Source organism: Microbacterium sp. SW12, assembly GCF_055391095.1.
Genome location: NZ_AP024335.1, coordinates 46,940 through 69,858, shown reverse-complemented (window position 1 = coordinate 69,858; position 22,919 = coordinate 46,940). Strand labels below are relative to the sequence as shown.

Here is a 22,919-nt window from a genome sequence, read left to right as displayed (position 1 = left end):
TCACCGTGGCATCGGGAACATCATCAGGACCGGGAGCCATCCGCGTGCGTCCGGGCCAGATCGAGCTCAACGCCGACCGCGACGCCGATGAGCGCCTCGAGTTGATCATTCTCAATACGGGGGATCGTCCCGTGCAGATCGGCTCCCACATCCATCTGCCCGACGTGAATGACGCGCTCGACTTCGACCGCGCGGCAGCTGCGGGATGTCGACTCGACATTCCCTCGGGGACCTCGGAGCGTTTCGAGCCAGGGGTCTCCAAGCGTGTGGCAGCGGTGAGCCTGCGCGGGAATCGGCGTGTGGCAGGCATCCGCATCCGACACGAGGGAGGAGATCTCTGATGGTCAGGATCGACAGGGAAAGATACGCCGCGATCTACGGGCCCACCGCCGGCGATCAGGTGCGCCTGGGCGACACCGACCTCTGGATCGAGATCGAGAGGGACCTCACCGCCGGCGGCGAAGAGGCAGTGTTCGGGGGCGGCAAGTCGATCCGCGAGTCCATGGCGCAGAGCACTGTGTCGCGCGCCGATGGCGCCCTGGACACCGTGATCACGAACGCGATCATCCTCGACTGGTGGGGAATCGTGCGCGCCGATGTCGGCATCCGCGACGGCCGGATCGTCGGGGTCGGGCGCGCGGGGAACCCCGACATCGCCGATGGCGTCGACCCTCGGCTGATCATCGGACCGTCCACCGACGTCATCTCCGGTGAGGGGAAGATCCTCACCGCGGGGGCGATCGACTCGCACGTTCACTTGCTCTCCCCGTCACAGATTCACGAGGCGCTCGCGGCGGGGATCACGACGATCGTCGGAGGAGGAACGGGACCGTCCGAAGGGTCGAAGGCCACCACCGTCACGCCGGGGTCCTGGCACCTCGAACACATGCATCGTGCCCTGGATGCCCTTCCGGTCAACGTCCTGCTGCTGGGCAAGGGGAATACCGTCTCGGCAGCGGCATTCGAAGAGCAGGCGCTCGCAGGTGCGGCGGGCTACAAAGTCCACGAGGACTGGGGCTCGACTCCGGCAGCGATCGACGCGAGCTTGCGCGCCGCCGAGGACTGGGGCCTGCAGGTCGCGCTGCATAGCGACTCGCTCAACGAGGCGGGTTACGTCGATTCGACGATCGCCGCGATAGCGGGGCGCACGATCCACGCGTTCCACGTCGAGGGGGCGGGGGGCGGTCACGCTCCCGACATCCTCTCGATCGCGAGTCTTCCCTACGTCATTCCCGGCTCGACGAACCCGACGCTGCCCCACACGGTCAACACCGTCGCCGAGCACCTCGACATGCTGATGGTCTGTCACCACCTCAACCCGGGAGTACCCGAAGATCTCGCCTTCGCGGAGTCCCGCATCCGGGGCACGACGATCGCCGCCGAAGACATCCTGCATGACATGGGCGCGATCTCGATCACCTCCTCCGACGCTCAGGCGATGGGACGGATCGGCGAAGTCATCACCCGGACCTGGCAGGTGGCGCACGTCATGAAGGCCAGGCGCGGAAGCCTCGGCACCTCCCTCCCCGCCGACAACGAACGAGCCCGTCGGTATGTCGCGAAGTACACGGTCAACCCCGCGATCGCTCACGGCATCGACGCGGAGGTCGGCTCGGTCGAGGTGGGCAAGCTCGCCGACCTCGTGCTGTGGGATCCACGGTTCTTCGGGTTCCGTCCGAGTGTGGTCATGAAAGGTGGTGGGCTGGTGTGGGGAGCCCTCGGCGATCCGAACGCCTCCATTCCCACCCCGCAACCGGTGCTGATGCGTCCCGCCTTCAGCGATGCCATCGGCGGTGCCCTATCGGTGTCGTTCGTCTCTCCCGCCGCGCTGGCGGCGGGGATCGAGGGCCGACTCGGACTGACACGCCGGATGCTGCCGCTGCAGTCCACCCGCGGAATCAGCAAAGCCGACATGCGCAACAACGATGCGCTGCCGCGGATCGACATCCGACCCGACACGTTCGACATCCGCATCGATGGCGAGCTCGTCGAACCCGCCCCCGCGTCGCGGCTCCCCCTGGCCCAGCTCTACCAGCTGTTCTGATGGCACTGTCCTCGACCTCCGCCGCGATGCTCCTCGCGGATGCCAGGCTGCCCTCCGGCGGTCACGCGCACTCCGCCGGCGTGGAGCCCGCGCTGATGTCGGGCCTGCAGGCAGCGGAGCTTCCCGCTCTGCTGCGCGGTCGGGCAGCCACGGTGACCCTCGTCGAGGCGGGGACTGCTGTCGCCGCACGCCACGTGCGCATGATCGACGGTGATCTGGACGCTGTCGAGGCGGCATGGGCGGCCCGTACCCCGAGCGCCGCGCTGAGGGATGCCGCGCGCCACCTCGCCCGCGGATACCTGCGGGTCGGGACCGAGCTCCTCCCCGGCGACTCGGCTATCCACACCTGGCGCGGGCGGGCGACCCCTCCGCCGCGGGCCTGCGTGCTCGGGGTCATCGCGGCGGGGCTAGACATGCCAGCGCTGGATCTGGCGCGACTGGTCGTCTACGAGGACATACAGGCAGCTGCAGCCGCGGTCCTCAAGCTCGAGCCTCGCGATCCGCTCGATCTGGTCTCTCTCGTGGTCGAGGTCTGCAGCGAGATCGAGAACGAGCTACCGCTGATTGCGCAGATCACCGACCCGACCGACATCCCCGCCCTGTCCGCACCGCAATCCGAACAGTGGGCCCAGGCCCACGCCCAATCGACCAGGAGGCTCTTTCGTGCCTGACCACTCACCTCGCGCCCTGCGGCTTGGCGTTGCCGGCCCCGTCGGCACCGGCAAGTCCTCACTCATCGCGACGATCTGCCGCATTCTTGCCGACGAGATCCGCATCGGCGTCATCACCAATGACATCTACACCGACGAGGATGCCCGGTTCTTGCGCTCTGCCGGAGTGCTCGATCCTGAGCGCATCGTCGCCGTGGAGACCGGGGCCTGCCCGCACACCGCCATCCGCGACGATGTCACCGCGAACCTGCTCGCCGCCGAAGACCTGGAGCGTGCCTTCGCGCCCCTGGACCTCGTCGTCATCGAGTCGGGCGGCGACAACCTCACCGCCACCTTCTCGCCCGCGCTCGTGGATGCGCAGATCTTCGTCCTCGATGTAGCTGGGGGCGGCGATGTCGCCCGAAAGGGTGGTCCCGGTATCGCCCGGGCCGACCTGCTTGTCGTGAACAAGACCGACCTCGCGCCCTATGTCGGGGTGGATGTCGAGCAGATGGTCGCCGACGCCACCCTCGCCCGCGACGGCCGCACGGTGCTCGCTCTCTCACGCACCGACGCCGTCTCGGTCGCGGCGTTGCGCGAGTGGGTGCTGTCGATCCTCGCCGCACACCGCGACGGATCGCACGTCCCCCAGGATCCCGGCCCCATGGCCCCCCACTTCCACGCCGACGAGGAAGGCGGCGGGTTCCTGCACAGCCACGCCGACGGCGAGCACGCTCACGCACACGCGGACGGGGCCCTGCACGATCACGCGGACCACGCCCACTCGTGAGACCCACCGTCGTCGAAGTGAGCGCGCGGGGCGACTCTGTCGCGTGCGCACTGGACGGCGAGCTGGTTCTCCCCCGCCTCGTGCATCGCCGGGGGCACTCGGTCGAGATCGCGCTGGTCTCGGGCCGAGCGATGCTCATGCCCGGGGACCACGTCGAGCTCGACATCCGTGTCGGGGACGGATGCTCAGTGCGCCTGGTCGACATCGGCGGTCTCATCGTCTACGGGCGAGAGGAGGTCGGCCAGTCGCAGTGGCACGCGCGCCTTGACCTCGGCGCCGATGCTCACCTCGTGTGGGATGGCCTGCCCACGGTGGTCACCGACGCGGGCTCTCTCACGCGGTCGATGACCGTGCGACTGGGCGCCGGAGCATCCGTGATCGCCCGCGAAACGCTCGTCCTCGGTCGCTCCGGCGAGCGCGGCGGCGCGCTCACAGCCGATGTGGACGTGACGGATGCCGCGGGCCCGGTGCTGCGCGAGCGCCTGCAGGTTCGCGGCGACCAGCCCCGGCCCGGCATCCTCGGCTCACACCGCGTGGTGGATTCAGTCCTCTACCTCGGCGAGGGGATCGAGGCGCCGCATGTGCCAGGCGCTCTGCGTCTGGACCTGGAGCGCGGGGGCGCTGTGCTGCGCTACCTCGGCGACCATGCCCACGACAGCCCGCTCGAGCGCCTGCTACCGCTCGGCACGGCGCTGCCGTTCGCTCGGAGCGCCAGCGATGATCCGGGTCTCGTGTCTTATACCGAGACCGGCCGAGGCGATGCTGGTCGTCCGCGCTTGGGACGGTGAGTGTCGAGTTCAAGCACCATTGCGTGTGGGGCATGCGCCGCGAGTTGTGCTTCGACGTGATCGAGCCACCGAAGTTCCGCCTCGACGCCGAAGATCATCGATGCGGTGACAAGCGACCAAGCGAGCTCTTCCGGCCCGCCCACGACCTCGCCACCGAACGTCGAACTGCGCAGAAACTCGAGGCGCCCCCTCGATGCTCGTCGCTGCGTGCTGATGATCTCGAACGCATCGACTCCCGGCAGCGTGGCCGCGAGCGCGAGCTTGATCGCGAGCTCATCCCTGGTCCCGGGGTTGCGTTCGACCGGAGACGCCAGCCAGGCGCGGGCCTCGCCGCGGCCGGCATCCGTGATCTGCCAGTAGATGTGGCCATCTGCGTCGGCTGTGCCTCGCAAAACGAGACCATCGCGCTCGAGCCGCTCGAGAGTGCCGTAGATCTGGCCGACGTTGAGCGACGAGCTCGACCCGGTGCGTCGCTCGAACTCCGACCGCAGCTGATAGCCGTAGCACGGCCCCTGCGCCAGGATCGCCAACAGGCTTTGCCTCACCGACATTCGAGTCTCCCTGCGCGCGATATGTATACCGGGTAACGTCGCTTCTCATGGATACCGCCGCGACGACGCTATGGAGTGTCGCTGGCTGGGCGTTTGGTGGAATCCGCCATATGGTCTGACCACATCGGGCGTCGATGTCGTGGGCTCCACTGAATGATTGGCGATGCGCCGGTTCTCGGCGTAGAACGGCAGCGTGTTCGGTTCGCCTCGGCGCCGCATGGTCGGATGCCTCGCCCTCATCCCCGTTGTCGCGATGGTCGCCGTCGCTTGCTCGCCGGCGGCTGCTACGGCTCCCTCGCCCACAACCATCGACCCGGTAGCGGGGATCGTCGTCGGAGACGGCGCCGTCGACATCGAGCTGTGGAGCGACCCGTCGTGCCCGCACTGCATGAGCCTCGACGAGGCGATCGGCGACGACCTCGCCGCCTTTGTCGCCGACGGCACGGCGACGTGGACGCTGCATCCGATGACCTACGTGAGCGCCAAGCGCGGCGACGTCACCGACTACTCGACCCGGGCCGCCGCCCTGCTTCTCGGCGCCGCAGCTGCGGGCGAAGATGACGCGCTCCTGCCGCTATACGGACTGATCCAGCAGAACCAGGTCACGGCAGATCACTCACCGAGCGACGAGGAACTCCTCGACTTCGCGGCCACGGCGGGTGCGACATCCGATCTGTCGACAGCGATTGCTGACTACGCGAGCCTGGCGGGCGCCGCCAATGACGCGTGGCTCGGCAGGGCGATCCCCGGCACCGACCAGGTCGTCGACCACGTCCCGTTGCTGGTCATCGACGGCACGGTGTTCGAGGTGCGTGAAAACGGCACGGATGCTGCGCGCTTTGCCGCTGCGGTAGCCGAGGCCGCCGCGGACTGACCATCAGCCGAGTCCCTCCCGGTGCGGCGCGGACGCCGCATCCGCCTCCCCGACCACGGGCTTGCGTGACAGGCCGACGGAGCCGGAGGCGGGATCCTTCGACAGCGCAGCAGCGACGGCGGCTGACTCGTCGACATCCGGGTATTGGGGCCGAAGCTGCACGGCCTGGCGCCGCTTCTGTTCCCGCTTGGCTTTGCGTGACGAGTACGTGAGGTTCAGCGCCTCGACGAAGATGGCGAAGGCCATCGGACCGTAGATGAAGGCCTTGTCGATCTTGATGTGGAAGCCCTCGGCGATGAGGAAAACGCCGATCAACAGCAGGAACGACAGCGCCAACATCTTCACGGTCGGGTGAGCGTTGACGAACGCGAAGATGAACCGCGAGGCGAAGAGCATGATGCCGAACGAGAGCACCACGACGGTGATGATGATGACCATGTTCGAGGTCATGCCGACGGCGGTGATGACGGAGTCGAGCGAGAAGACGATGTCGAGCAGCAGGATCTGTGCGATCACCGAACCGAAGGTCACGCTCTTGCGGCCGCCCGCGCCCTCGCCATGCTCCTCTTCGGCGCCCTCGAGCTTGTGGTGGATCTCGGTGACCGCCTTGTAGACGAGGAAGAGCCCGCCCGCGATGAGGATGAAGTCCTTCCACGAGAACGAAATGCCCCACAGGGTCACGACGGGTTCGGTGAGCGAGATGATCCAGCCCGCCGCAAAGACGAGGCCGACACGGATGAGCATCGCGAGCGTAAGACCGAGGTTGCGCGCCCGCGCCTGCTGCTCCTTGGGGAGCTTGGAGGCGAGGATCGAGATGAAGATGACGTTGTCGACGCCCAGCACGATCTCGAGGACGAACAGCGTGACGAAGACCGCGATCAGATCGGGAGTGAAGGCGAAGGAGAAGTCCACGCAGACAGCGTAGGGCCTCGGTTCGGTCGCGCCCTTGTGCGGGTTCGCGCCGCGCCAACCCGCGAAACGGCGCGACTGAAGAATCTGCACCACTATTCGGTCGCGCCTTGGTGCGGGTGGCGGGCTGACGAACCCACGTCACGGCGCGACTGAACGGTCATGCGAACCGAGTGGCATCGAGGACTGATACCCCGCCGCTTCGGGCGCACCAAACCGCAGCTGTGCGCTGGCGACACGTGCACCTACACTCCCCCGGCCCGCGGCGAGCGCCACTCGGTCGAGTGATGAGCGGCGTGTCAACGCAGGACGGGCCTGACGCACCAGTCGCAACGGCGCACGGATTGCCCGACACCCCGCCCGCAGCATCCGTCGCCCGGCGTGTTGGGCACGATCCGCGCCGTTGCGACGAGACCGCACGGCCACGTCGAGCGCCCGAAGAGGAGCACGAACCGACACGGATGCCGAAAGCGGCCGCCGCGTAGACTGGGGTCGCCCGCACGCTGGCGCCGGTCTCGGCATCCTCGACCACTGGAGTCCCACCCCGTGAGCACCCCGATCACTCCCGCCCGAGCAGTCGCCGACACCGCCGCGCCGAGAGGCGCAGCAGCAGCCGATACCGTTGAGAACGCCGCGGCGACGCCCGAACGCGAGCAGCCGTACGGCGCCCTCGGCCTGAAGGATGACGAGTACGCGCAGATCCGCGAGATTCTCGGGCGCCGGCCCACGAGCGGTGAGCTCGCCATGTACTCGGTCATGTGGAGCGAGCACTGCTCCTACAAGTCCAGCAAGATCTACCTGCGCCGGTTCGGGCAGAAGGTCAGCGACGAAATGCGCGAGCGTCTCATGGTCGGCATGGGCCAGAACGCCGGCGTCGTCGACATCGGCGAGGGCTGGGCGGTGACGTTCAAGGTCGAGTCGCACAACCACCCGAGCTACATCGAGCCGTTCCAGGGCGCCGCGACCGGCGTGGGCGGCATCGTCCGCGACATCATCTCGATGGGGGCGCGCCCGGTCGCTGTGATGGACCAGTTGCGCTTCGGCGCCATCGACAACCCCGACACCGCCCGCGTCGTGCACGGCGTGGTCAGCGGCATCTCGTTCTACGGCAACTGCCTGGGCCTGCCGAACATCGGCGGTGAGACCGTGTTCGACGCCGTCTACCAGGGCAACCCGCTGGTCAACGCTCTCGCCGTCGGCGTGCTGCGCCACGAAGACCTGAAGCTTGCCAACGCCTCGGGCGCGGGCAACAAGGTCGTGCTCTTCGGGGCTCGCACCGGCGGCGACGGCATCGGCGGAGCATCCATCCTCGCTTCCGACACCTTCGCCGACGGCGGCCCGACCAAGCGCCCCGCGGTGCAGGTCGGCGACCCGTTCGCCGAGAAGGTGCTCATCGAGTGCTGCCTCGAGCTGTACCGCGACGACCTCGTCGAGGCCATCCAAGACCTCGGCGCCGCCGGCATCTCGTGCGCGACGAGCGAGCTTGCGGCCAACGGCGGCAGCGGCATGCGCGTCGACCTCGAGAACGTGCTGCTGCGCGACCCGACCCTGACTCCTGAAGAGATCCTGATGAGCGAGTCTCAGGAACGGATGATGGCCATCGTCGCTCCCGAGAAGCTCGACGCCTTCCTCGAGGTCGTCGGCCGGTGGGAGGTCGAGACGAGCGTGCTGGGTGAAGTCACCGGCGACGGACGCCTGCAGATCTTCTGGCACGGCGAGCAGATCGTGGATGTCGACCCCTCGACGGTCGCGGTCGACGGCCCCGTCTACGAGCGGCCCGTCGCCTACCCGACCTGGATCGACGCCCTCCGCGACGACTCAGCCGCAGCGCTGCAGCGCCCCAGCGAGCCGGACGAGCTGCGCGAGCAGTTCCTCGCCCTGGTCGCAAGCCCCAACCTCGCCGACACGTCCTGGATCACCAACCAGTACGACTACTACGTGCTCGGCAACACCGCCCTCTCGTTCCCCGACGACGCCGGCATGGTGCGCGTGGACGAGGAGTCGGGCCTCGGCTTCTCCATCGCTACCGACTGCAATGGGCGCTACTGCCAGCTCGACCCGTACCAGGGTGCGCAGCTGGCCCTGGCCGAGGCCTATCGCAACGTCGCCGTCACCGGCGCCAAGCCCGTCGCGGTCACCGACTGCCTGAACTTCGGCAGCCCCGAGAACCCCGAGGTCATGTGGCAATTCGGGCAGGCCGTCGACGGCCTTGCCGACGGATGCCTCGAGCTGGGCATCCCGGTCACCGGCGGCAACGTCTCGTTCTACAACCAGACCGGCGACCAGCCGATCTTCCCCACCCCGGTCGTCGGCGTGCTCGGCATCATCGATGACGTCGCTCGTCGCATCCCGTCGGGGTGGCAGGATGCCGGCGAGAACATCTACCTGCTCGGGGTCACCGCCAACGAGCTCAGCGGCTCGGCGTGGGCGCAGACCGTGCACAACCACCTCGGCGGGCGGCCTCCGGCGGTCGACCTTGCCGCCGAGCGTCGGCTTGCCGATTTGCTGCACGCGGGCGCGCTGCAGGGCCTGATCTCCAGCGCCCACGACCTTTCCAGCGGTGGGCTCGCGCAGGCCCTGGCCGAGGGCGTCATGCGCTTCGGCGTCGGTGCGCGCGTCTGGCTGAACGAGATCATCGAACGCGATGGCGTGGATGCGGCATCCGCCCTCTTCTCGGAGTCGACCGGCCGCGTGCTCGTCTCAGTCCCCCGCGAGGATGACGTGAAATTCCGCGGTCTGTGCGAGGGACGCGGCTACCCCGTGCTGCGTATCGGCGTGACCGATGCTCCCGGCGATGGCGCAGACCCGAGCCTCGAAGTACAGGGACTCTTCACGGTGTCGGCATCCGACCTGCGCGAGGTCTCGCGCGCGACGCTGCCGGCCGCATTCGGGCCGACCATCGCCGAAGCCGCCCTCTAGACTGATCGCATGTCCGACGACGACACCAACGTCTACAGCGAGACCCGGCAGCGACGCATCAAGATCGTCGCGTGGGTCGTCATCGTTTCGCTGATTCTCGTGGGCGGTGGCGCCACCGTCCTCGCGCTGCTGTTCGGCTGAGAACCCTTCGGGCTTCCCCCCATACCCGGCGGGGGATACCGCGGTTAGCATGTCGCGTGGAACACCGCTCCAGAAGCTCTTCGCCGCACACGACGCGGTGACCAAGCGCTGGCTCGAGTACGAACTGGATGTGGCGAAGATCATCGCCTTCCCCGCCATGAGCGACGGCAGACAGCCGTTGACTGCGGCGTTCCTCCGAGCCAAGAAGGTCGCCGACCGGCTCCGCCCCGACTCCGAGAGCGCCAAGCTCTCGAAGGAACAGTTCACCGAGTACCGCACCGCGGTCACCGACTACGAGGTAGCCTTCGATCTTGCCGAGCGCGAGGCTCGCCGCATCCGCGATTCGTCTTTCACCGCCGACGAGCGCAAGCGCCTGAGCACCGCGCAGCAACTGCTGAGCGTCGCAATCGACCAGGCAGCGACTCCCGCCGAGCGACAGCTCGCGTACCGACGCGTGCGCGAAGAGCTCGACGGCCTGCTCGCGATCTCGGATGACGCGATCACCGTCCTTGAAGAGCGCGTCGCCCTCGAACTCCCCGCGACTCCCCCCGCCGCAGCTCCCACCGCAGAGCCGTCTGCTTCGGCATCCGAGCCGCCGCCCGGCCCCGCGGCGCCCGGCATCTGGCCCGTCCCGTCCCGCACTCCGCGCCCCTGACCGAAGCCGTTTGCCCCGGCAACTCCGCCTCGGGCGAGGTCTCGCTGACCCCACACGGATGCCGGGGTTGACGCACCCCGCGTTCTGTGGTTACCTACTTGAGTAACTAACCCAGAAACACATCGGAGGCGCGGATGATCGAAGAAGGCAAGGCCCTCTTCCTGCAGATCGCGGAGAGCGTCGAGGACTCGATCGTCGACGGGAGCCTGGCCGAAGAGGCACAGGCCCCCTCGACGAACGAACTCGCCGCCTTCTATCGGATCAACCCCGCCACGGCAGCGAAAGGAGTGACGATGCTCGTCGACAAGGGCGTGCTCTACAAGCGACGGGGCATCGGCATGTTCGTTGCCCCGGGCGCGCGGGAAAACCTGCTCGCCGAGCGACGCGCGGCATTCCGCGACCGCTACCTCACCCCCCTCTTGGCCGAAGCCCGAAAGCTCGGGCTCGGCTCCGAAGACCTCGCGCAGCTGCTCCGTGAGCACGCGCAGAACACGACAACGGAAGGCGACCAATGACCATCAACGATGTGGCACCCCCGCGGGTGCCGGCGAGACGGTGATCGAGGTGAAGAACCTCACCAAGCGCTACCGCGATACTGTCGCGGTCGACGATGTGAGCTTCTCGATTCAGAAGAACACCATCTACGGCCTGCTCGGGCGCAACGGCGCGGGCAAGACCACCGTGATGTCGATCCTCACGGCTCAGAACTTCGCCACCTCCGGCGACGTGCAGGTGTTCGGTGAGCACCCATACGAGAACGCTCGGGTACTGCGCCGGATGTGCTTCGTGCGCGAAAGCCAGAAATACCCCGACGACGCGAAGCCTATCCACGCGTTCGCGACGGCGAAGCTCTTCTTCCCGAATTGGAACCAGGAGCTCGCCGACCGCCTCATCGCCGACTTCCGCCTGCCGGTGCGCACCCGCATCAAGAAGCTCTCGCGCGGACAGCTCTCGGCCGTCGGCGTCATCATCGGTCTCGCCTCGCGGGCCGAAGTGACCTTCTTCGACGAGCCGCACCTGGGTCTGGATGCCGTCGCCCGCCAGATCTTCTACGACCGGCTGCTCGAGGACTACACCGAGCACCCGCGGACCGTCATCCTCTCCAGTCACTTGATCGACGAGGTGTCCAACCTCATCGAGCGCGTGCTCGTCATCGACCGGGGTCAGATCATCATGGATGCCGCCACCGACGATGTACGCAACCAGGCCACCGCCATCGTCGGCGACGCCACCGCCGTGGACGCTTTCGTCGCGGGGCGGGAGGTCCTGCACCGCGAGAGCCTCGGACGGGTGGCATCCGTCACGGTCGCGGGCGCGCTGTCCGCCGAGGAGCGCTCACGCCTCACCGCAGCCGGCCTCGACCTCGGCCCGGTGTCGCTGCAGCAACTGATCGTGCGCACGACGCAGCACGCCGATGAGACGGATGCCGCGGCATCCGATACCCGCACCACCACGAAGGGAGACCGGCGATGAACCGCGTCGGAAACGTCGTTCGCATGCAGCTGGTCAACAGGCAGACATTCATCTGGGTACCGCTTCTCGTGCTCGGCGGCACCCTGGCTGTCACGCTGATGATCTGGGCCATGTTGCCGCCCGAGGCAGTGAAGTACGGCGGCGGCGCGCAGGCACCCATGTGGTACTTCTTCGCCGTCGGCATCATGGGAATGACGCAAACCTTCCCGTTCTCTCAGGCGATGAGCGTGACGCGTCGGGAGTTCTTCCTCGGGTCCCTGCTGACCGCGGGGCTGACCTCCGCCATCCTCACGGTGATCTTCGTCATCGGCGGCTTCATCGAAAACGCGACCAACGGGTGGGGGGTCAACGGATACTTCTTCTACCTCGACTGGATCTGGAGCTCGGGACCGGTGGTCGCGGCCGCGTTGATCCTGTTCATGACGATGACCTTCTTCGTGACCGGCTTCGCGATCGCCACGATCTACAAGCGGTTCGGGCCTGCCGTCCTGACGGTCATCCTCGTTGGACTGGGGCTGCTGCTCGTCGGCGCGATGTGGCTCATCGGTCGTCTGAACGCTTGGGGGCAGGTCTTCGGCTGGATCGTGACGCAGGGCCCCGAGGGTCTCGCCGTCGGGCTGCTGATCACCCTGGTCGCTCTTTCCGGGATCGCCTACGGGCTGTTGCGGCGGACTATCCCCTGACGGATGCCGACACCAGGCAGCGGGGCTCCCGGCCAGATGGCCGGGAGCCCTCAGCGTACCTGCACCACCGCCACGTCGTCATCGCTGTCGTCGCCGCTCGCACGTCGTAGGCAATCTTTACTCATCGACGCTGACGTGCCGAGCCCCTACGGTCGGGTCGACGCCCCTGTCGCCATTGAGCCAAGGAGACCCATGCCCGCGCACCGTTCCCCCGTCACCGCCCTCGCCGCCGCCGCCCTGGCCGCGCTACTGCTCGCCGGCTGCACCGCCGACGGCACCGGCGCGGACGACGCCTCCGCCGCAACGGCTGACGCGATGGCTCCCGTCACCCAGGAATCTGACGAGGCGCCCGCCGAGCCCGAGGCCGAGCCCGAGGCCGAGCCCCAGGGCGAGCGTCCCGAGGGCCTCGACGCGAGCCTCCCGGTGCCACCCGGCACCCTGGTGAGCGCCACCCCGGAGTCGAGCGCATGGGAGTACATCTACTCGGGCGTCACGAGCGACGAGGCGCGCGCGTTCGCTGACTCACTGAAAGAGATGGGCTTCAAGCAGAAGGTTACCGTCGACTCCGACGGCGTCGAGCAGTGGTACTTCCAGAGCGCCGAGTGGGCGATCAAGCTCGAAGAGACCCATGCGGACGAGAGCCTGCGCTACTGGGTGGACCCGATCTCCGAATAGGCGACGCGCCATCCCTTGACGGATGCCGAAACCACGCAGAGGGGCTCCCGGCCAGATGGCCGGGAGCCCCTCGTCAGTGCCCGTGGATCACTGCACGATGATGGTGCTGAACGCGTTGGGGTTCTCCGAGATCCAGGCCTCAACAGCCTCGGCCTCGCGGCCCTCGCCGTACTCGTTCACGACCATGTCCTCAAGCGAGGCGTAGTCCGCGTCGCTCAGCTGGATGCCGGCGATGAGGTCGGCTGCCTCGGGGCAACGCTCCGAGAATCCGGCGGTGCCGAGGAAGTGCAGAGCCTCGGGCTCGCCCATGGCGCCCTGCGGGTCCTCGAGGTCCTTCAGACCGTAGGCCGCGTTGGCCCAGAACGGACGCCACGAGGTCACGACGATGTCCTCCTGTGCGTCGACGGCGTTGCCGAGCTCGGTGAGCATCGCGGCGGTCGACGAGGTGACGAGCTCGTACTCGCCGTCCAGGCCATATGCGGGCATCATGACGTCCTGGGTCTGAGCGGTCAGGCCCGCGCCCGGCTCGATGCCGACGATGCGGCCGCCGAAACGGTCCGCGTTGCCCGCGAGGTCCTCGATCGAGGTGATGTCGACGTAGTCGGGAACCGCGATCGTGAGCTTGGCGCCCTCGTAGTAGGCGTCCAGGTCCTCGATGTTGTCGCCGTACTCCTCCATGTACGAGGCGTGAGTGAGCTCAGGCCATGCGGAGGGGTAGATGTCGACGTCGCCCTGGGCGAGACCGGCGTAGAGCGGGCCCGCTTCGGTGAGCGTCTGCATCTCGACGTCGATGCCGAGCGCGCCGAGCTGGTTCTGCAGCAGGTACGCGGTGCTCAGGCCGTCCGTCCACGAGGGGAGGAAGCCGAGCGTGACGGTCTCGCAGCTCATGTCGCCGGAGGCGTCGGTCTGGTCGCCACTGGGCTCGGAGGCGCTGCTGCAGCCCGCGAGCGCGAGTGTGGCCACGGCCCCGAGAGCCAATGCTGTGCTGAGGTGTCGCTTGTTCATGTGAAACGCATCCTTCATGTATGTCTCGTTCGTTCCGTATCTTCTTCTCTTGGTGGGAAGCCGCGTGGTGTCCGCGCTCCTCCTCAGCCGGTGGTCACCGGCTGCCCGTGGGCTGGAGTGCCTCCGTTCCCACGTGGTTCTGTGTGTCCTCGTCCCTCGACTGCGCGGCTACTGTGGCGCGCGCGGTCCGTCGGCGCGCGAGCACGCTCCGTAGCGACGAGGGGTAGTCGGCGCGGTTGCCCAGCGCTGCAGTCACCCGGTCCAGGTAGACGGCGATGATCACGACGCCGAGGCCTGCCTCCACGCCAAGGGCGAGATTGACCGTCGACACCGACTGGACGACGATCTTGCCGAGGCCGTCCGCGCCGACGATTCCGGCGAGAACCGCCATCGACAGTGCCAGCATGATGACCTGGTTGACACCGGCCATGATCGTCGGCGTCGCCAACGGCAGCTGGATGCCGCGCAGGATCTGCGAGGGCGTTGCGCCGAAAGCCTGGCCAGCCTCGACGGTCTCCGAATCGACTCCGCGGATGCCGAGCTCGGTCAGGCGCACGCCCGGAGGCAGCGCGAAGATGACCGTCGCAACCAGGCCCGGCACGACCCCGATGCTGAAGAACGTGATGGCAGGGATCAGGTAGACAAACGCCGGCATCGTCTGCATGAAGTCCAGCACCGGCTTGAGAATCGTCCGTACCGTGTCGTTTCGTGCCGACCAGATCCCGAGCGGAATCGCAATGGCTAGCGCGACCACGGTCGCCACCAGGACCAGGGAGAGCGTCTGCATGGTCGGGATCCAGAGGTCCATCGCAATGATGAACACAAAGGCCAGCACCGTGCCGACAGCCATCTGCCACGACCGCACGAGCCATCCGATGAGCGCGAAGACGACGATCATCGCGGGGATGGGGATGATCAGGAGGATGTCGGTGAGTCCGTCGACGAGGAATCGCACGACGACGGTGATGAAATCGAACAGACCGCTGAGGTTATCTCGCAGCCAGTCGACGACTGTCTCGACCCACTGGCCGATAGGAATGCGGAAATCCATCAGACAACCTCTTCCGCGTCGCTGGTGTGTTCTTCGTCATGGGGCACCTGCGCGAGCACTTCGTCGATCTCTGCCCCGAAACAGGAATGACCGGGATCGTGATCTCGCCCGTGGCGCCGGTTCCTGGCCCGAGCGCTGCCAGGAGAGTCACGCGGGGAATGACGCCGGTCAATCTGCCGTGGTCGTCGACAACAGCCAAGGGCAGGGGCGACTCGACAGAGGGCACGAACAGGTTGATGAGTACCTCATCCTCCCGAACGCTCTGCGGGGCCCGCTTGATCGCCGAACCGATCGACTTCTCTCCCGCCTGGACGAGCTTCATCGCGTCACGGTCGGTGACGATCCCCACGAGCCTGCGGTCGCGTCCCACGACGTAGGCCGCGGCGGTGTAGGCGTCGCGCATCTGCCGCAGCGCGGTCCGCGGACCCGCGGTCTCGGTGACGACGGCGCGGGGCCGTTCCATCACGTTCGCCGCGGTCAACACGCGCGCACGATCCACGTCTTGGACGAACTGCTCCACGTAGTCGTTGGCGGGGTCGGTGAGGATGTCCTCGGGTGTGCCGATCTGCACGATGCGGCCATCGCGCATCACGGCGATGCGGTCACCGAGGAGCATCGCCTCATTGAGGTCGTGGGTGATGAAGACGATCGTCTTCTGCAGCTTCTCCTGAAGCTCGAGCAGTTGCTCCTGCATTTCCCGTCGAATCAGGGGGTCCAGGGCGCTGAAAGCCTCATCCATCAGCAGCACGTCAGGATCGGCTGCCAACGCGCGAGCGATCCCCACACGCTGCTGCATGCCGCCGGAGAGTGCCGAGGGAAGCTTGTCTCCCCAGCCTTCGAGCCCGACCAGCGCGAGGATCTCTTCCGCCTTCGCCAGCCGCTCGGAGCGCTCGACACCACGGAGCTGCAACGGGTAGGCGACGTTGTCAGCGACGGACCGATGCGGCAGCAGCGCGAAGTGCTGGAAGACCATCGACACGCGATCGCGCCGCAACTCACGCAGCTTGGCGGGCGTCGTGTCGGTGACCGACTCGCCGCGGACAGTGACGGACCCGGCGGTTGCCTCGTACAGTCCGTTGAGCATGCGGATGATCGTTGACTTGCCGGACCCCGACAGGCCCATGATCACGAAGATCTCGCCGGGGGCGACCGCGAAGCTCGCGTCGATGACGGCGGCGGTCCCCTCATCTGCGACGTCAGCGCGCGACTGTCCAGCGCGAAGACGTTTGACGGCCGACTGGGGGTTCTTGCCGAAGACCTTGAAAAGGCCTTGCGCTTCTAACGCAGGAGTTGTGGTCACTGTGCACCTTGGCAGCCGCTGCAGCTGGCTGCATCGGTCACGCCCGGGTGGCGATCACGGGCACGCGGAAACGGGCACGCATGCGCTGGCGTCGAATGTCGGATTCGAGCACGATCACCGACCGTACGCTCGCCGACAGTGAAAATCGGCAACCGCGGACTGGGTCGACGGGTTCGGGGAACCCAGCGAGCCAAGTTACCAGGCTTCCCCGCCGATAGCCACCCGGTGGCGCTTGAGCTCAGCGCCCGTCAGCAGCTTCCGTGTGGTGGCGGATCACCTCGGCGACAACGAACGAGAACCACTTCTGCGCGAATTCGGGATCCAGATCCGCGTCCTCGGCGAGGCGGCGCAGCCGCGCCACCTGCTGCTCTTCTCGCGTGGGATCGGAGGCCGGCATACCGTGCTCGGCCTTCAAGACACCCACCTGTTTTGTGGCCCGGAAACGCTCGGCGAGCATGAAGATCAGCGCCGCGTCGATGTTGTCGATCGTCGCGCGGAGGCGTAGCAGGTCGGTAACAGGGTCGATCGGCTCGGTCATCCCACTCCCTTCGGACTGTGTCGAGAGTATCGCCTCCCCCTCACCGAGAGAGCGGCCCCCTAGAGTGTGACCATGAGCGACGAGAGCCCGACCCCGCCAGCGACAGCGGCACCCGCGAAGGATGCCTCCGCCGACGTCACCTCGGCACCGGCGGATGCAGCCGCTGGCACCCCGAGCGGCGGCCGTTCTGGGTCGGCCTCGACCAGCCCTTCGCCGTCGGCTTCGCTGTCACCCTGGGCGGACTGGCGGCGATTCTGCTCGGCCTGGCGGTATCGAACCTCGCGACCGTCATCATCTACGTCAGCTTCGCGCTGTTCGCTGCGCTCGGCCTGGACCCGATCGTGCGGGCGCTCGAGCGCAAGGGTGTGCGACGGGTCTGGGGGATGGTGATCGTCTACGTCGGCTTCCTCCTGGTCATTGCCGGCGTCATGCTCCTGATCATGCCGACGGTCATCTCACAGGTGGCTCAGTTCATCCGCGACATCCCGACGATGATCAACGACTTCGAGAAGTCGGACGCGTTCGGGTGGATGCAGACGAATTTCGGCGACCAGATCGGCACGATCCTCAACGATGTCGAGAACTTCATCCTCAACCCCGCGAACATCGCCTCGATCACGGGCGGTGTGCTGGCGGTCGGCGCGGGGATCGCGACGGCGATCTCGGGCATCATCATCGTGATCGTCCTGAGCCTGTACTTCCTCGCCTCGCTCAACACGATCAAGGCCAGCTTCGTCCGCCTCACTCCCGCACGGGCGCGGGCGAAGGTCACCGAGATGACCGAGCAGATCACCGACGGTATCGGTGGTTACCTCATGGGGATGGTGATTCTCGCGTTCTTCAACTCGGTCGTCGCCTTCTTCCTGCACCTCTTCCTCGGACTTCCCTTCCCCGCGCTGATGGCCGTGGTCGCTTTCTGCATCACGCTCATCCCCCTCGTCGGTTCCGTGCTGTACTGGGGCATCGCCACGGTGGTCGCGCTGTTCACGAACCCGATCACCGCCCTGATTTTTGCCGCGCTGTATCTCATCTACATGCAGCTGGAGGCGTACGTGCTGACACCGCGGGTCATGAACCGCGCGATTTCGGTTCCCGGCTCGCTCGTGGTCATCGGAGCCCTCGTCGGCGGAACTCTCCTGGGCCTGCTCGGCGCGCTCGTCGCGATCCCGATCACCGCGTCCATCCTGCTGATCATCAAGCAGGTCGTGATCCCTCGGCAGGACGCGAAACTCTAGGCCATCTGGACGCGGTCAGACCGGTCCAGCAGCCCCAGCCGGTAAGCGGCGGGAACCGCATGGTGACGCGAGGTCACCCCGAGCTTTCGGTAGATCGCTGACAACTGCGTCTTGACCGTGCTCTGCGACACCGACAACGCCTTGGCCATGTCAGAGACCGAGCCGTAGCACTCGAGAGCCTTCAGCACGACAGCTTCTCGCGGCGTCAATCGCGGACGCTCCGTCACCACGAGCGCAGCCGACGCCTTCTCCACGGCAGCTTCGAACGCCGTGCGCATCCCGCGTTCCGACAGGTCGACGATCTCATCCATGAGCCATCCGGGCGTATGCGCGATGATCCGGACCAGACCCGCAGCGACGACCATGCCTCCACACACGACGCTGAGCCCGACCATCTGCTCGCGTGGGCGGAGTGGCGCGCCAAGAGCTTCCATGACGAGGTCACGGTCTGGACACCGCTTGCAGTGCTGACCGCACGCGGACGAATTCGAGAGATCCACATCTCGCCGCCGATGCGCGTCCCGCTACCCGCCGCCACACCGCCACAACCGGAGGAGAGCGCCGCATGAGTCGCATCCACAGGCGCAAGCGATCGCGCGAGCGACGACCTGCACCGCCACCGAGCGGGCCGCGGTGGTGGCACTACCTCCTCGTGGGTCTGATCGCAGCCGCTGCCATCGCTCTCGCTGCAGCGGCGCTCATGCAGGATCACTCGCCCCCGCGGCCAGGCGACCGCACCGTGTCGCTCAGTGTCCCCGCTGCTTCCTCGGAGCCCGGGGTGAGTGCATAGCCCCTCCGCGCTCCCGAGAGCGCCAGATGATGCCCGGGCCCATCTCGCGATAGGTCGGGTTGAAGACGAAAGCCGGCGCATGCCACACGATCCACACACCTGCGACGGTGAGCGCAGCCCAGAACGTGGACAGACGCTCCGCGAGGTGCGGCAGCAACCAGCCCCGCCATCCCGCTTCCTCCCCGAGCCCGAAGGTGAGGATCCACACGACGGCCACGGCTGCCACGTTCCACCCGGGAAGCTTCTCGGTCAGTCCGAACTGCGTCATGTCGGGCCAGCCGCCTGCGACGATGGCCGCGGTGAGGTAGCCGATCAGGAAGTACGCGATCGGCATCCCTAGGGCCCACCACCACCACACCCCGCGGAACCGCACCGAGAAGGTGCGCAGAGCCCCCGCGCGCACCCCTCGCCAGCCGCCACTGAAGGCGCTGGCGGCAACCGCGCCCGCGAGCGGACCGAACGAACCGACGAAGAAGATGAGGGGAACCGGCGGCAGCTCGGTCGAGCCCAGCGCCGCAACCACCAGGGGCGCCCACACCAGCCACGTGAACCCGAACGCGACAACCAGATAGACGACGACGCTCCCTCGGCGTCCGGCTACGGCCGTGTCAACGGCAGACGGCATCTCGACCTCCGCGCAAGCACTGGTGACCGCTCTCAGGCGGCGAGCTGGGAGTCAGACCCCTGCGGCGATTGTCACGGTAGGCGCAGGAGGCAGGTCGGTGAAGGGACCTCGGTCCTGGTCCTGGCACGCCCCGGAATCCCGCGAGCATCGAAAGGCAACACCGCGACGTCGCTCGATCGCTGGCCCGCGACGAGCAAACCGTCACCGACGACCAGGTGGTGCCGCGGCCAGTCGACTCCGGCCTCCACGAGCGCGAGCGGCGAGACCGTCTCGCCGTCGCCGGTCACCCGCATCACGGCGATCGTGTTGCTTCCCCGCACCCCGGCATAGAGGAGTGTGCCGTCGGCAGATCGCGCGAGTTCCGCGGCAGTGTCACCGTCGAGGGTCCCCGTGCCCAGCGGCGTTCCGCCGACCAGATGCCACGTTCCGGTGTCGTCCGGGGCCAGCACGAACAGTTCGCACGAGAGCTCGGCGACGATGTACAGGTGGCCGCTCGGGTGCAGGATGCCGTGCCGCGGCCCGGAGCCGCGGGGCAGCGTCACCTCCTGTACGAGCCGTGGCGCACGAGATCCCGTCTGCCAAAACCTGACGAGGTCGAACCCCATGTCCGTCGTAGCGACGACACCGGGGCTCACGACGATCGACTGATGGGCGTGCGAGACCCGCGGCTCCTGGTCGAACCCCGCGTATGGATCGGATGCCGCATCCGCCGTTGCAGAACCGCGGATGCCGCCGTCAGTGTCCAGCTCGAGCTGCACGACCTGGCCGTCTCCCCAACAGGCGACGAAGAGCCGCTCACGACCGGCGAGAATGTGGCACGGCGCGGCGCCGACAGGGGTCGGCTGCCCGAGAGCGTCCCACTGGTCGGGTCCCCGCTCCTGGAAGGCCTGGACTGCTCCGGAGCCTTCGAGGGTCGCGTACACCACATCGAGGGTCGGATGCTTCGCCACCCAGGACGGCGACGGGGCCGAGGCCAGGATGCCGCGCCAGCTCAGCGCGCCGCCCGTCGTCGAGTCGGCGTCGCCGGCGGTGAGCAGGCCGATCCCCTCGGCAGTGCCCTCCATGTCGGCCGTGTAGCCGCCTACAAGAAAACGCATGGGTGAGAGAGCTCAGTCGACCAGGTCGTGGCGCACGATGACGGCATCCCGGCCGGGTCCGACACCGATCACCGAGATGCGGGTGCCGCTCATCTCCTCGAGGGCGAGGACGTAGTCCTGAGCTTCCAGCGGTAGGTCCTCGAACGTTCGCGCCCCGGAGATGTCCTCGCTCCAGCCGGGCAGGTACTCCAGGATCGGGCGCGCGTGGTGGAAGTCCGACTGATTGTCGGGCACGTCGTCGAAGCGGCGCCCGTCGACCTCGTACGCGACGCACACGGGGATCTGCTCGAGCCCGGTCAGGATGTCGAGTTTGGTGAGCACCAGGTCGGTGATGCCGTTGATACGCGTGGCGTACCTGGTGATGGGCGCGTCGTACCACCCGACCCGCCGCGGTCGTCCGGTCGTGGTCCCGAACTCGAACCCACGCTGACGGATCCACTCGCCCTGCTCGTCGAAGAGCTCCGTCGGGAAGGGGCCGGAGCCGACGCGCGTCGTGTAGGCCTTGACGATGCCGACGATCCGGTCGAGGCGATTGGGGCCGACGCCGGATCCTGTCGCGGCACCGCCCGCGGTAGCCGACGAAGACGTGACGAATGGGTAGGTGCCGTGGTCGACATCGAGCATGGTGGCCTGGCCGCCCTCGAACACGACGAGTTCGCCCTTGTCGAGCGCGTCGTTGAGCAGGAGCGAGGTGTCGGTCACCATCGGGCGAAGCCGTTCGGTGTACGAGAGCAGGTCCTCGACGATCTCGTCGACCTCGATCGCGCGACGGTTGTAGACCTTCACGAGCAGGTGGTTCTTCTGCTCGAGGGCGCCCTCGACCTTCTGCCGCAGGATCTTCTCGTCGAACAGGTCCTGCATCCGGATGCCGACACGGTTGATCTTGTCGGCGTACGCCGGCCCGATGCCGCGCCCCGTCGTTCCGATCTGGCGCTTGCCGAGGAAGCGCTCGGTGACCTTGTCGAGCGTGCGGTGATACTGCGTGATGACGTGCGCTGCCGAGCTGATCTTCAATCGCGACGTGTCGATGCCCCGAGCGCGCAGCGCCTCGAGCTCGCCGAAGAGGACCTCGAGGTCGACCACGACTCCGTTGCCGATGACCGCGTTCACTCCCGGCGAGAGGATGCCCGAGGGCAGCAAGTGCAGGGCATACTTCTCATCGCCGATCACAACGGTGTGACCGGCGTTGTTGCCGCCGTTGAACTTGACGACCCAGTCGGTGCGGTCACCGAGCAGATCGGTGGCTTTGCCCTTACCTTCGTCGCCCCACTGCACTCCGACGATCACGATGCCTGGCATGACGAATTCCCCCGGGGTGACGAGCTGGTAGGTCTCGAGTCTATCGGCGCGTCGCGTCCCGGCCCGAGAAGGCTTTCGCGCTCCCGCTGGATATCGTGAGCGCATGCTGAGATCACGGGCCTGGGCCAACGCGTGGGCGGCGTTGCGACTGCTCGCAGCTGCCGCCGGCGTGGCGGCAATCGTCGGCCAGCTGGTGCGCACCCTGAGCATCTCCGCCAGCAACGGTTGGCCTCTGGTCCTGACCGCCGTCGACTTCTTCAGCTTCTTCACGATCCTCTCAAACGTGGGCGCGGCGATCGCTCTGACGACCGGCGCGATCCTGATCTGGCGCGGGAGCCGCGTCGATCCCGCCTGGTTTGCCACGCTCCTCGCAGCAGTGTCGACCTACATGCTCATCACCGGGATCGTCTACAACGCGCTGCTGCGCAACATCCCGCTTCCCCAGGGATCCACAGTTCCGTGGTCGAACGAGATCCTGCACGTCTGGGCTCCCCTGTTCATCCTGCTGGACGTGTTCTTCGGCCCACTTCGACGTCGCCTTCCCTGGCGTGCGCTCTGGACGATCATTGCCTTCCCGATCGTGTGGGTGATCTACACCCTCGTGCGCGGACCGCTCGTCACCGACTTCCGCACCGGCAACCCGTGGTGGTATCCCTACCCGTTCCTGAATCCCAACCTCCAGCCGTGGGGGTACGGCGGAGTCGCCCTCTACGTCGTCGGCATCGCGGCCGGCATCCTGGTGCTTGCAGCCGGGGTGATCTGGGTCGGTCGTCGTCGCGGCGCTGCCCGCGTGAAGGCGGCCGGCACCGCTCAGTAGACTGAGGTTC

25 protein-coding genes are annotated in these 22,919 nt (G+C 67.3%); 15 read left to right on the top strand and 10 right to left on the bottom strand.

The features are described 5' to 3' along the window. Window positions 1-5 precede the first annotated feature (5 nt). From ureB to MICSW_RS00325, 5 genes are read left to right on the top strand one after another with little or no spacing between them, the layout of a single operon-like run. Complete coding sequence (ureB, locus tag MICSW_RS00345; protein ID WP_292729655.1) at window positions 6-341, top strand: urease subunit beta; 336 nt, start codon at window positions 6-8, stop codon at window positions 339-341. Next, window positions 341-2,044, top strand: coding sequence for an urease subunit alpha (locus MICSW_RS00340; protein ID WP_292735271.1), 1,704 nt, complete (start codon window positions 341-343; stop codon window positions 2,042-2,044). Before ureB ends, MICSW_RS00340 begins: the two co-directional genes overlap by 1 nt. Beyond that, window positions 2,044-2,715, top strand: coding sequence for an urease accessory protein UreF (locus tag MICSW_RS00335; protein WP_292735274.1), 672 nt, complete (start codon window positions 2,044-2,046; stop codon window positions 2,713-2,715). Before MICSW_RS00340 ends, MICSW_RS00335 begins: the two co-directional genes overlap by 1 nt. Next, complete coding sequence (gene ureG, locus MICSW_RS00330) at window positions 2,708-3,484, top strand: urease accessory protein UreG (RefSeq protein ID WP_292735277.1); 777 nt, start codon at window positions 2,708-2,710, stop codon at window positions 3,482-3,484. The genes MICSW_RS00335 and ureG overlap by 8 nt, the downstream gene beginning before the upstream one ends. A gap of 17 nt (window positions 3,485-3,501) precedes the next feature. Next, window positions 3,502-4,272: an urease accessory protein UreD gene (locus tag MICSW_RS00325; protein WP_295793775.1), complete on the top strand. Its 771-nt coding sequence runs from the start codon at window positions 3,502-3,504 to the stop codon at window positions 4,270-4,272. Here MICSW_RS00325 and MICSW_RS00320 read toward each other — a convergent pair. Then, on the bottom strand, window positions 4,221-4,823 hold the full coding sequence (locus MICSW_RS00320) for a PadR family transcriptional regulator (protein ID WP_347424151.1): 603 nt from the start codon (window positions 4,821-4,823) through the stop codon (window positions 4,221-4,223). The two genes, MICSW_RS00325 and MICSW_RS00320, sit on opposite strands and share 52 nt — an antisense overlap. Window positions 4,824-5,016: 193 nt before the next feature. On the opposite strand from MICSW_RS00320, the gene MICSW_RS00315 reads away from it, so the two are divergent. Continuing rightward, window positions 5,017-5,697, top strand: a complete 681-nt coding sequence (locus MICSW_RS00315) for a thioredoxin domain-containing protein (RefSeq protein ID WP_464496446.1) — start codon at window positions 5,017-5,019, stop codon at window positions 5,695-5,697. Between the two features lie 3 nt (window positions 5,698-5,700). On the opposite strand, the gene MICSW_RS00310 is transcribed toward MICSW_RS00315, so the two are convergent. Next, window positions 5,701-6,609: a TerC family protein gene (locus tag MICSW_RS00310; RefSeq protein WP_464496445.1), complete on the bottom strand. Its 909-nt coding sequence runs from the start codon at window positions 6,607-6,609 to the stop codon at window positions 5,701-5,703. A 555-nt stretch (window positions 6,610-7,164) separates the two neighbouring features. Here MICSW_RS00310 and purL point away from each other — a divergent pair. The 7 genes from purL (at window position 7,165) to MICSW_RS00275 (ending at window position 13,152) form a co-directional block, all read left to right on the top strand. Further along, the gene (gene purL / locus MICSW_RS00305) at window positions 7,165-9,525 is read left to right on the top strand and encodes a phosphoribosylformylglycinamidine synthase subunit PurL (RefSeq protein ID WP_464498441.1); all 2,361 of its coding nucleotides are present in this window, start codon (window positions 7,165-7,167) and stop codon (window positions 9,523-9,525) included. A gap of 9 nt (window positions 9,526-9,534) precedes the next feature. Continuing rightward, entirely contained in the window at window positions 9,535-9,666 is a 132-nt protein-coding gene (locus tag MICSW_RS00300; protein WP_267189853.1) for a hypothetical protein, read from the top strand. 49 nt (window positions 9,667-9,715) lie between these two features. Continuing rightward, window positions 9,716-10,321 carry a hypothetical protein gene (locus MICSW_RS00295; RefSeq protein ID WP_464496444.1) on the top strand — a complete coding sequence of 202 codons (606 nt, stop codon included), beginning with the start codon at window positions 9,716-9,718 and terminating at the stop codon, window positions 10,319-10,321. A gap of 134 nt (window positions 10,322-10,455) precedes the next feature. Then, window positions 10,456-10,836, top strand: coding sequence for a GntR family transcriptional regulator (locus tag MICSW_RS00290; protein ID WP_228179312.1), 381 nt, complete (start codon window positions 10,456-10,458; stop codon window positions 10,834-10,836). A gap of 40 nt (window positions 10,837-10,876) precedes the next feature. After that, window positions 10,877-11,794, top strand: a complete 918-nt coding sequence (locus tag MICSW_RS00285; protein ID WP_464496443.1) for an ABC transporter ATP-binding protein — start codon at window positions 10,877-10,879, stop codon at window positions 11,792-11,794. After that, the gene (locus tag MICSW_RS00280) at window positions 11,791-12,477 is read left to right on the top strand and encodes a hypothetical protein (RefSeq protein WP_464496442.1); all 687 of its coding nucleotides are present in this window, start codon (window positions 11,791-11,793) and stop codon (window positions 12,475-12,477) included. The genes MICSW_RS00285 and MICSW_RS00280 overlap by 4 nt, the downstream gene beginning before the upstream one ends. 192 nt (window positions 12,478-12,669) lie before the next feature. Next, window positions 12,670-13,152: a hypothetical protein gene (locus MICSW_RS00275; protein WP_228179315.1), complete on the top strand. Its 483-nt coding sequence runs from the start codon at window positions 12,670-12,672 to the stop codon at window positions 13,150-13,152. Between the two features lie 87 nt (window positions 13,153-13,239). Here MICSW_RS00275 and MICSW_RS00270 read toward each other — a convergent pair whose 3' ends face one another. The 4 genes from MICSW_RS00270 to MICSW_RS00255 all read right to left on the bottom strand — a co-directional run bounded on the left by MICSW_RS00270 (window position 13,240) and on the right by MICSW_RS00255 (window position 17,046). Next, window positions 13,240-14,157: a glycine betaine ABC transporter substrate-binding protein gene (locus MICSW_RS00270; RefSeq protein ID WP_228179324.1), complete on the bottom strand. Its 918-nt coding sequence runs from the start codon at window positions 14,155-14,157 to the stop codon at window positions 13,240-13,242. Between the two features lie 94 nt (window positions 14,158-14,251). Then, entirely contained in the window at window positions 14,252-15,208 is a 957-nt protein-coding gene (locus MICSW_RS00265; RefSeq protein ID WP_228179316.1) for an ABC transporter permease, read from the bottom strand. Continuing rightward, on the bottom strand, window positions 15,147-16,508 hold the full coding sequence (locus MICSW_RS00260; RefSeq protein ID WP_464496441.1) for a quaternary amine ABC transporter ATP-binding protein: 1,362 nt from the start codon (window positions 16,506-16,508) through the stop codon (window positions 15,147-15,149). The genes MICSW_RS00265 and MICSW_RS00260 overlap by 62 nt, the downstream gene beginning before the upstream one ends. A gap of 238 nt (window positions 16,509-16,746) precedes the next feature. After that, complete coding sequence (locus MICSW_RS00255) at window positions 16,747-17,046, bottom strand: chorismate mutase (RefSeq protein ID WP_228179318.1); 300 nt, start codon at window positions 17,044-17,046, stop codon at window positions 16,747-16,749. Window positions 17,047-17,063: 17 nt separating this feature from the next. Here MICSW_RS00255 and MICSW_RS00250 point away from each other — a divergent pair, with 17 nt between their 5' ends. Beyond that, window positions 17,064-18,281 (top strand): AI-2E family transporter, encoded by a 1,218-nt coding sequence (locus MICSW_RS00250; RefSeq protein WP_464496440.1) that lies wholly within the window; start codon window positions 17,064-17,066, stop codon window positions 18,279-18,281. On the opposite strand, the gene MICSW_RS00245 is transcribed toward MICSW_RS00250, so the two are convergent. The 4 genes from MICSW_RS00245 to MICSW_RS00230 form a co-directional block, all read right to left on the bottom strand. Next, complete coding sequence (locus MICSW_RS00245) at window positions 18,278-18,715, bottom strand: response regulator transcription factor (RefSeq protein ID WP_228179253.1); 438 nt, start codon at window positions 18,713-18,715, stop codon at window positions 18,278-18,280. The genes MICSW_RS00250 and MICSW_RS00245 overlap by 4 nt on opposite strands. 312 nt (window positions 18,716-19,027) lie before the next feature. Then, the gene (locus tag MICSW_RS00240; RefSeq protein ID WP_228179252.1) at window positions 19,028-19,696 is read right to left on the bottom strand and encodes a CPBP family intramembrane glutamic endopeptidase; all 669 of its coding nucleotides are present in this window, start codon (window positions 19,694-19,696) and stop codon (window positions 19,028-19,030) included. A gap of 71 nt (window positions 19,697-19,767) precedes the next feature. Next, window positions 19,768-20,793, bottom strand: a complete 1,026-nt coding sequence (locus MICSW_RS00235; RefSeq protein ID WP_464496439.1) for a lactonase family protein — start codon at window positions 20,791-20,793, stop codon at window positions 19,768-19,770. A gap of 12 nt (window positions 20,794-20,805) precedes the next feature. Beyond that, the gene (locus MICSW_RS00230; RefSeq protein ID WP_292725952.1) at window positions 20,806-22,092 is read right to left on the bottom strand and encodes an adenylosuccinate synthase; all 1,287 of its coding nucleotides are present in this window, start codon (window positions 22,090-22,092) and stop codon (window positions 20,806-20,808) included. A gap of 103 nt (window positions 22,093-22,195) precedes the next feature. On the opposite strand from MICSW_RS00230, the gene MICSW_RS00225 reads away from it, so the two are divergent. Beyond that, window positions 22,196-22,909, top strand: coding sequence for a Pr6Pr family membrane protein (locus MICSW_RS00225; protein WP_348681403.1), 714 nt, complete (start codon window positions 22,196-22,198; stop codon window positions 22,907-22,909). Window positions 22,910-22,919 lie beyond the last annotated feature (10 nt).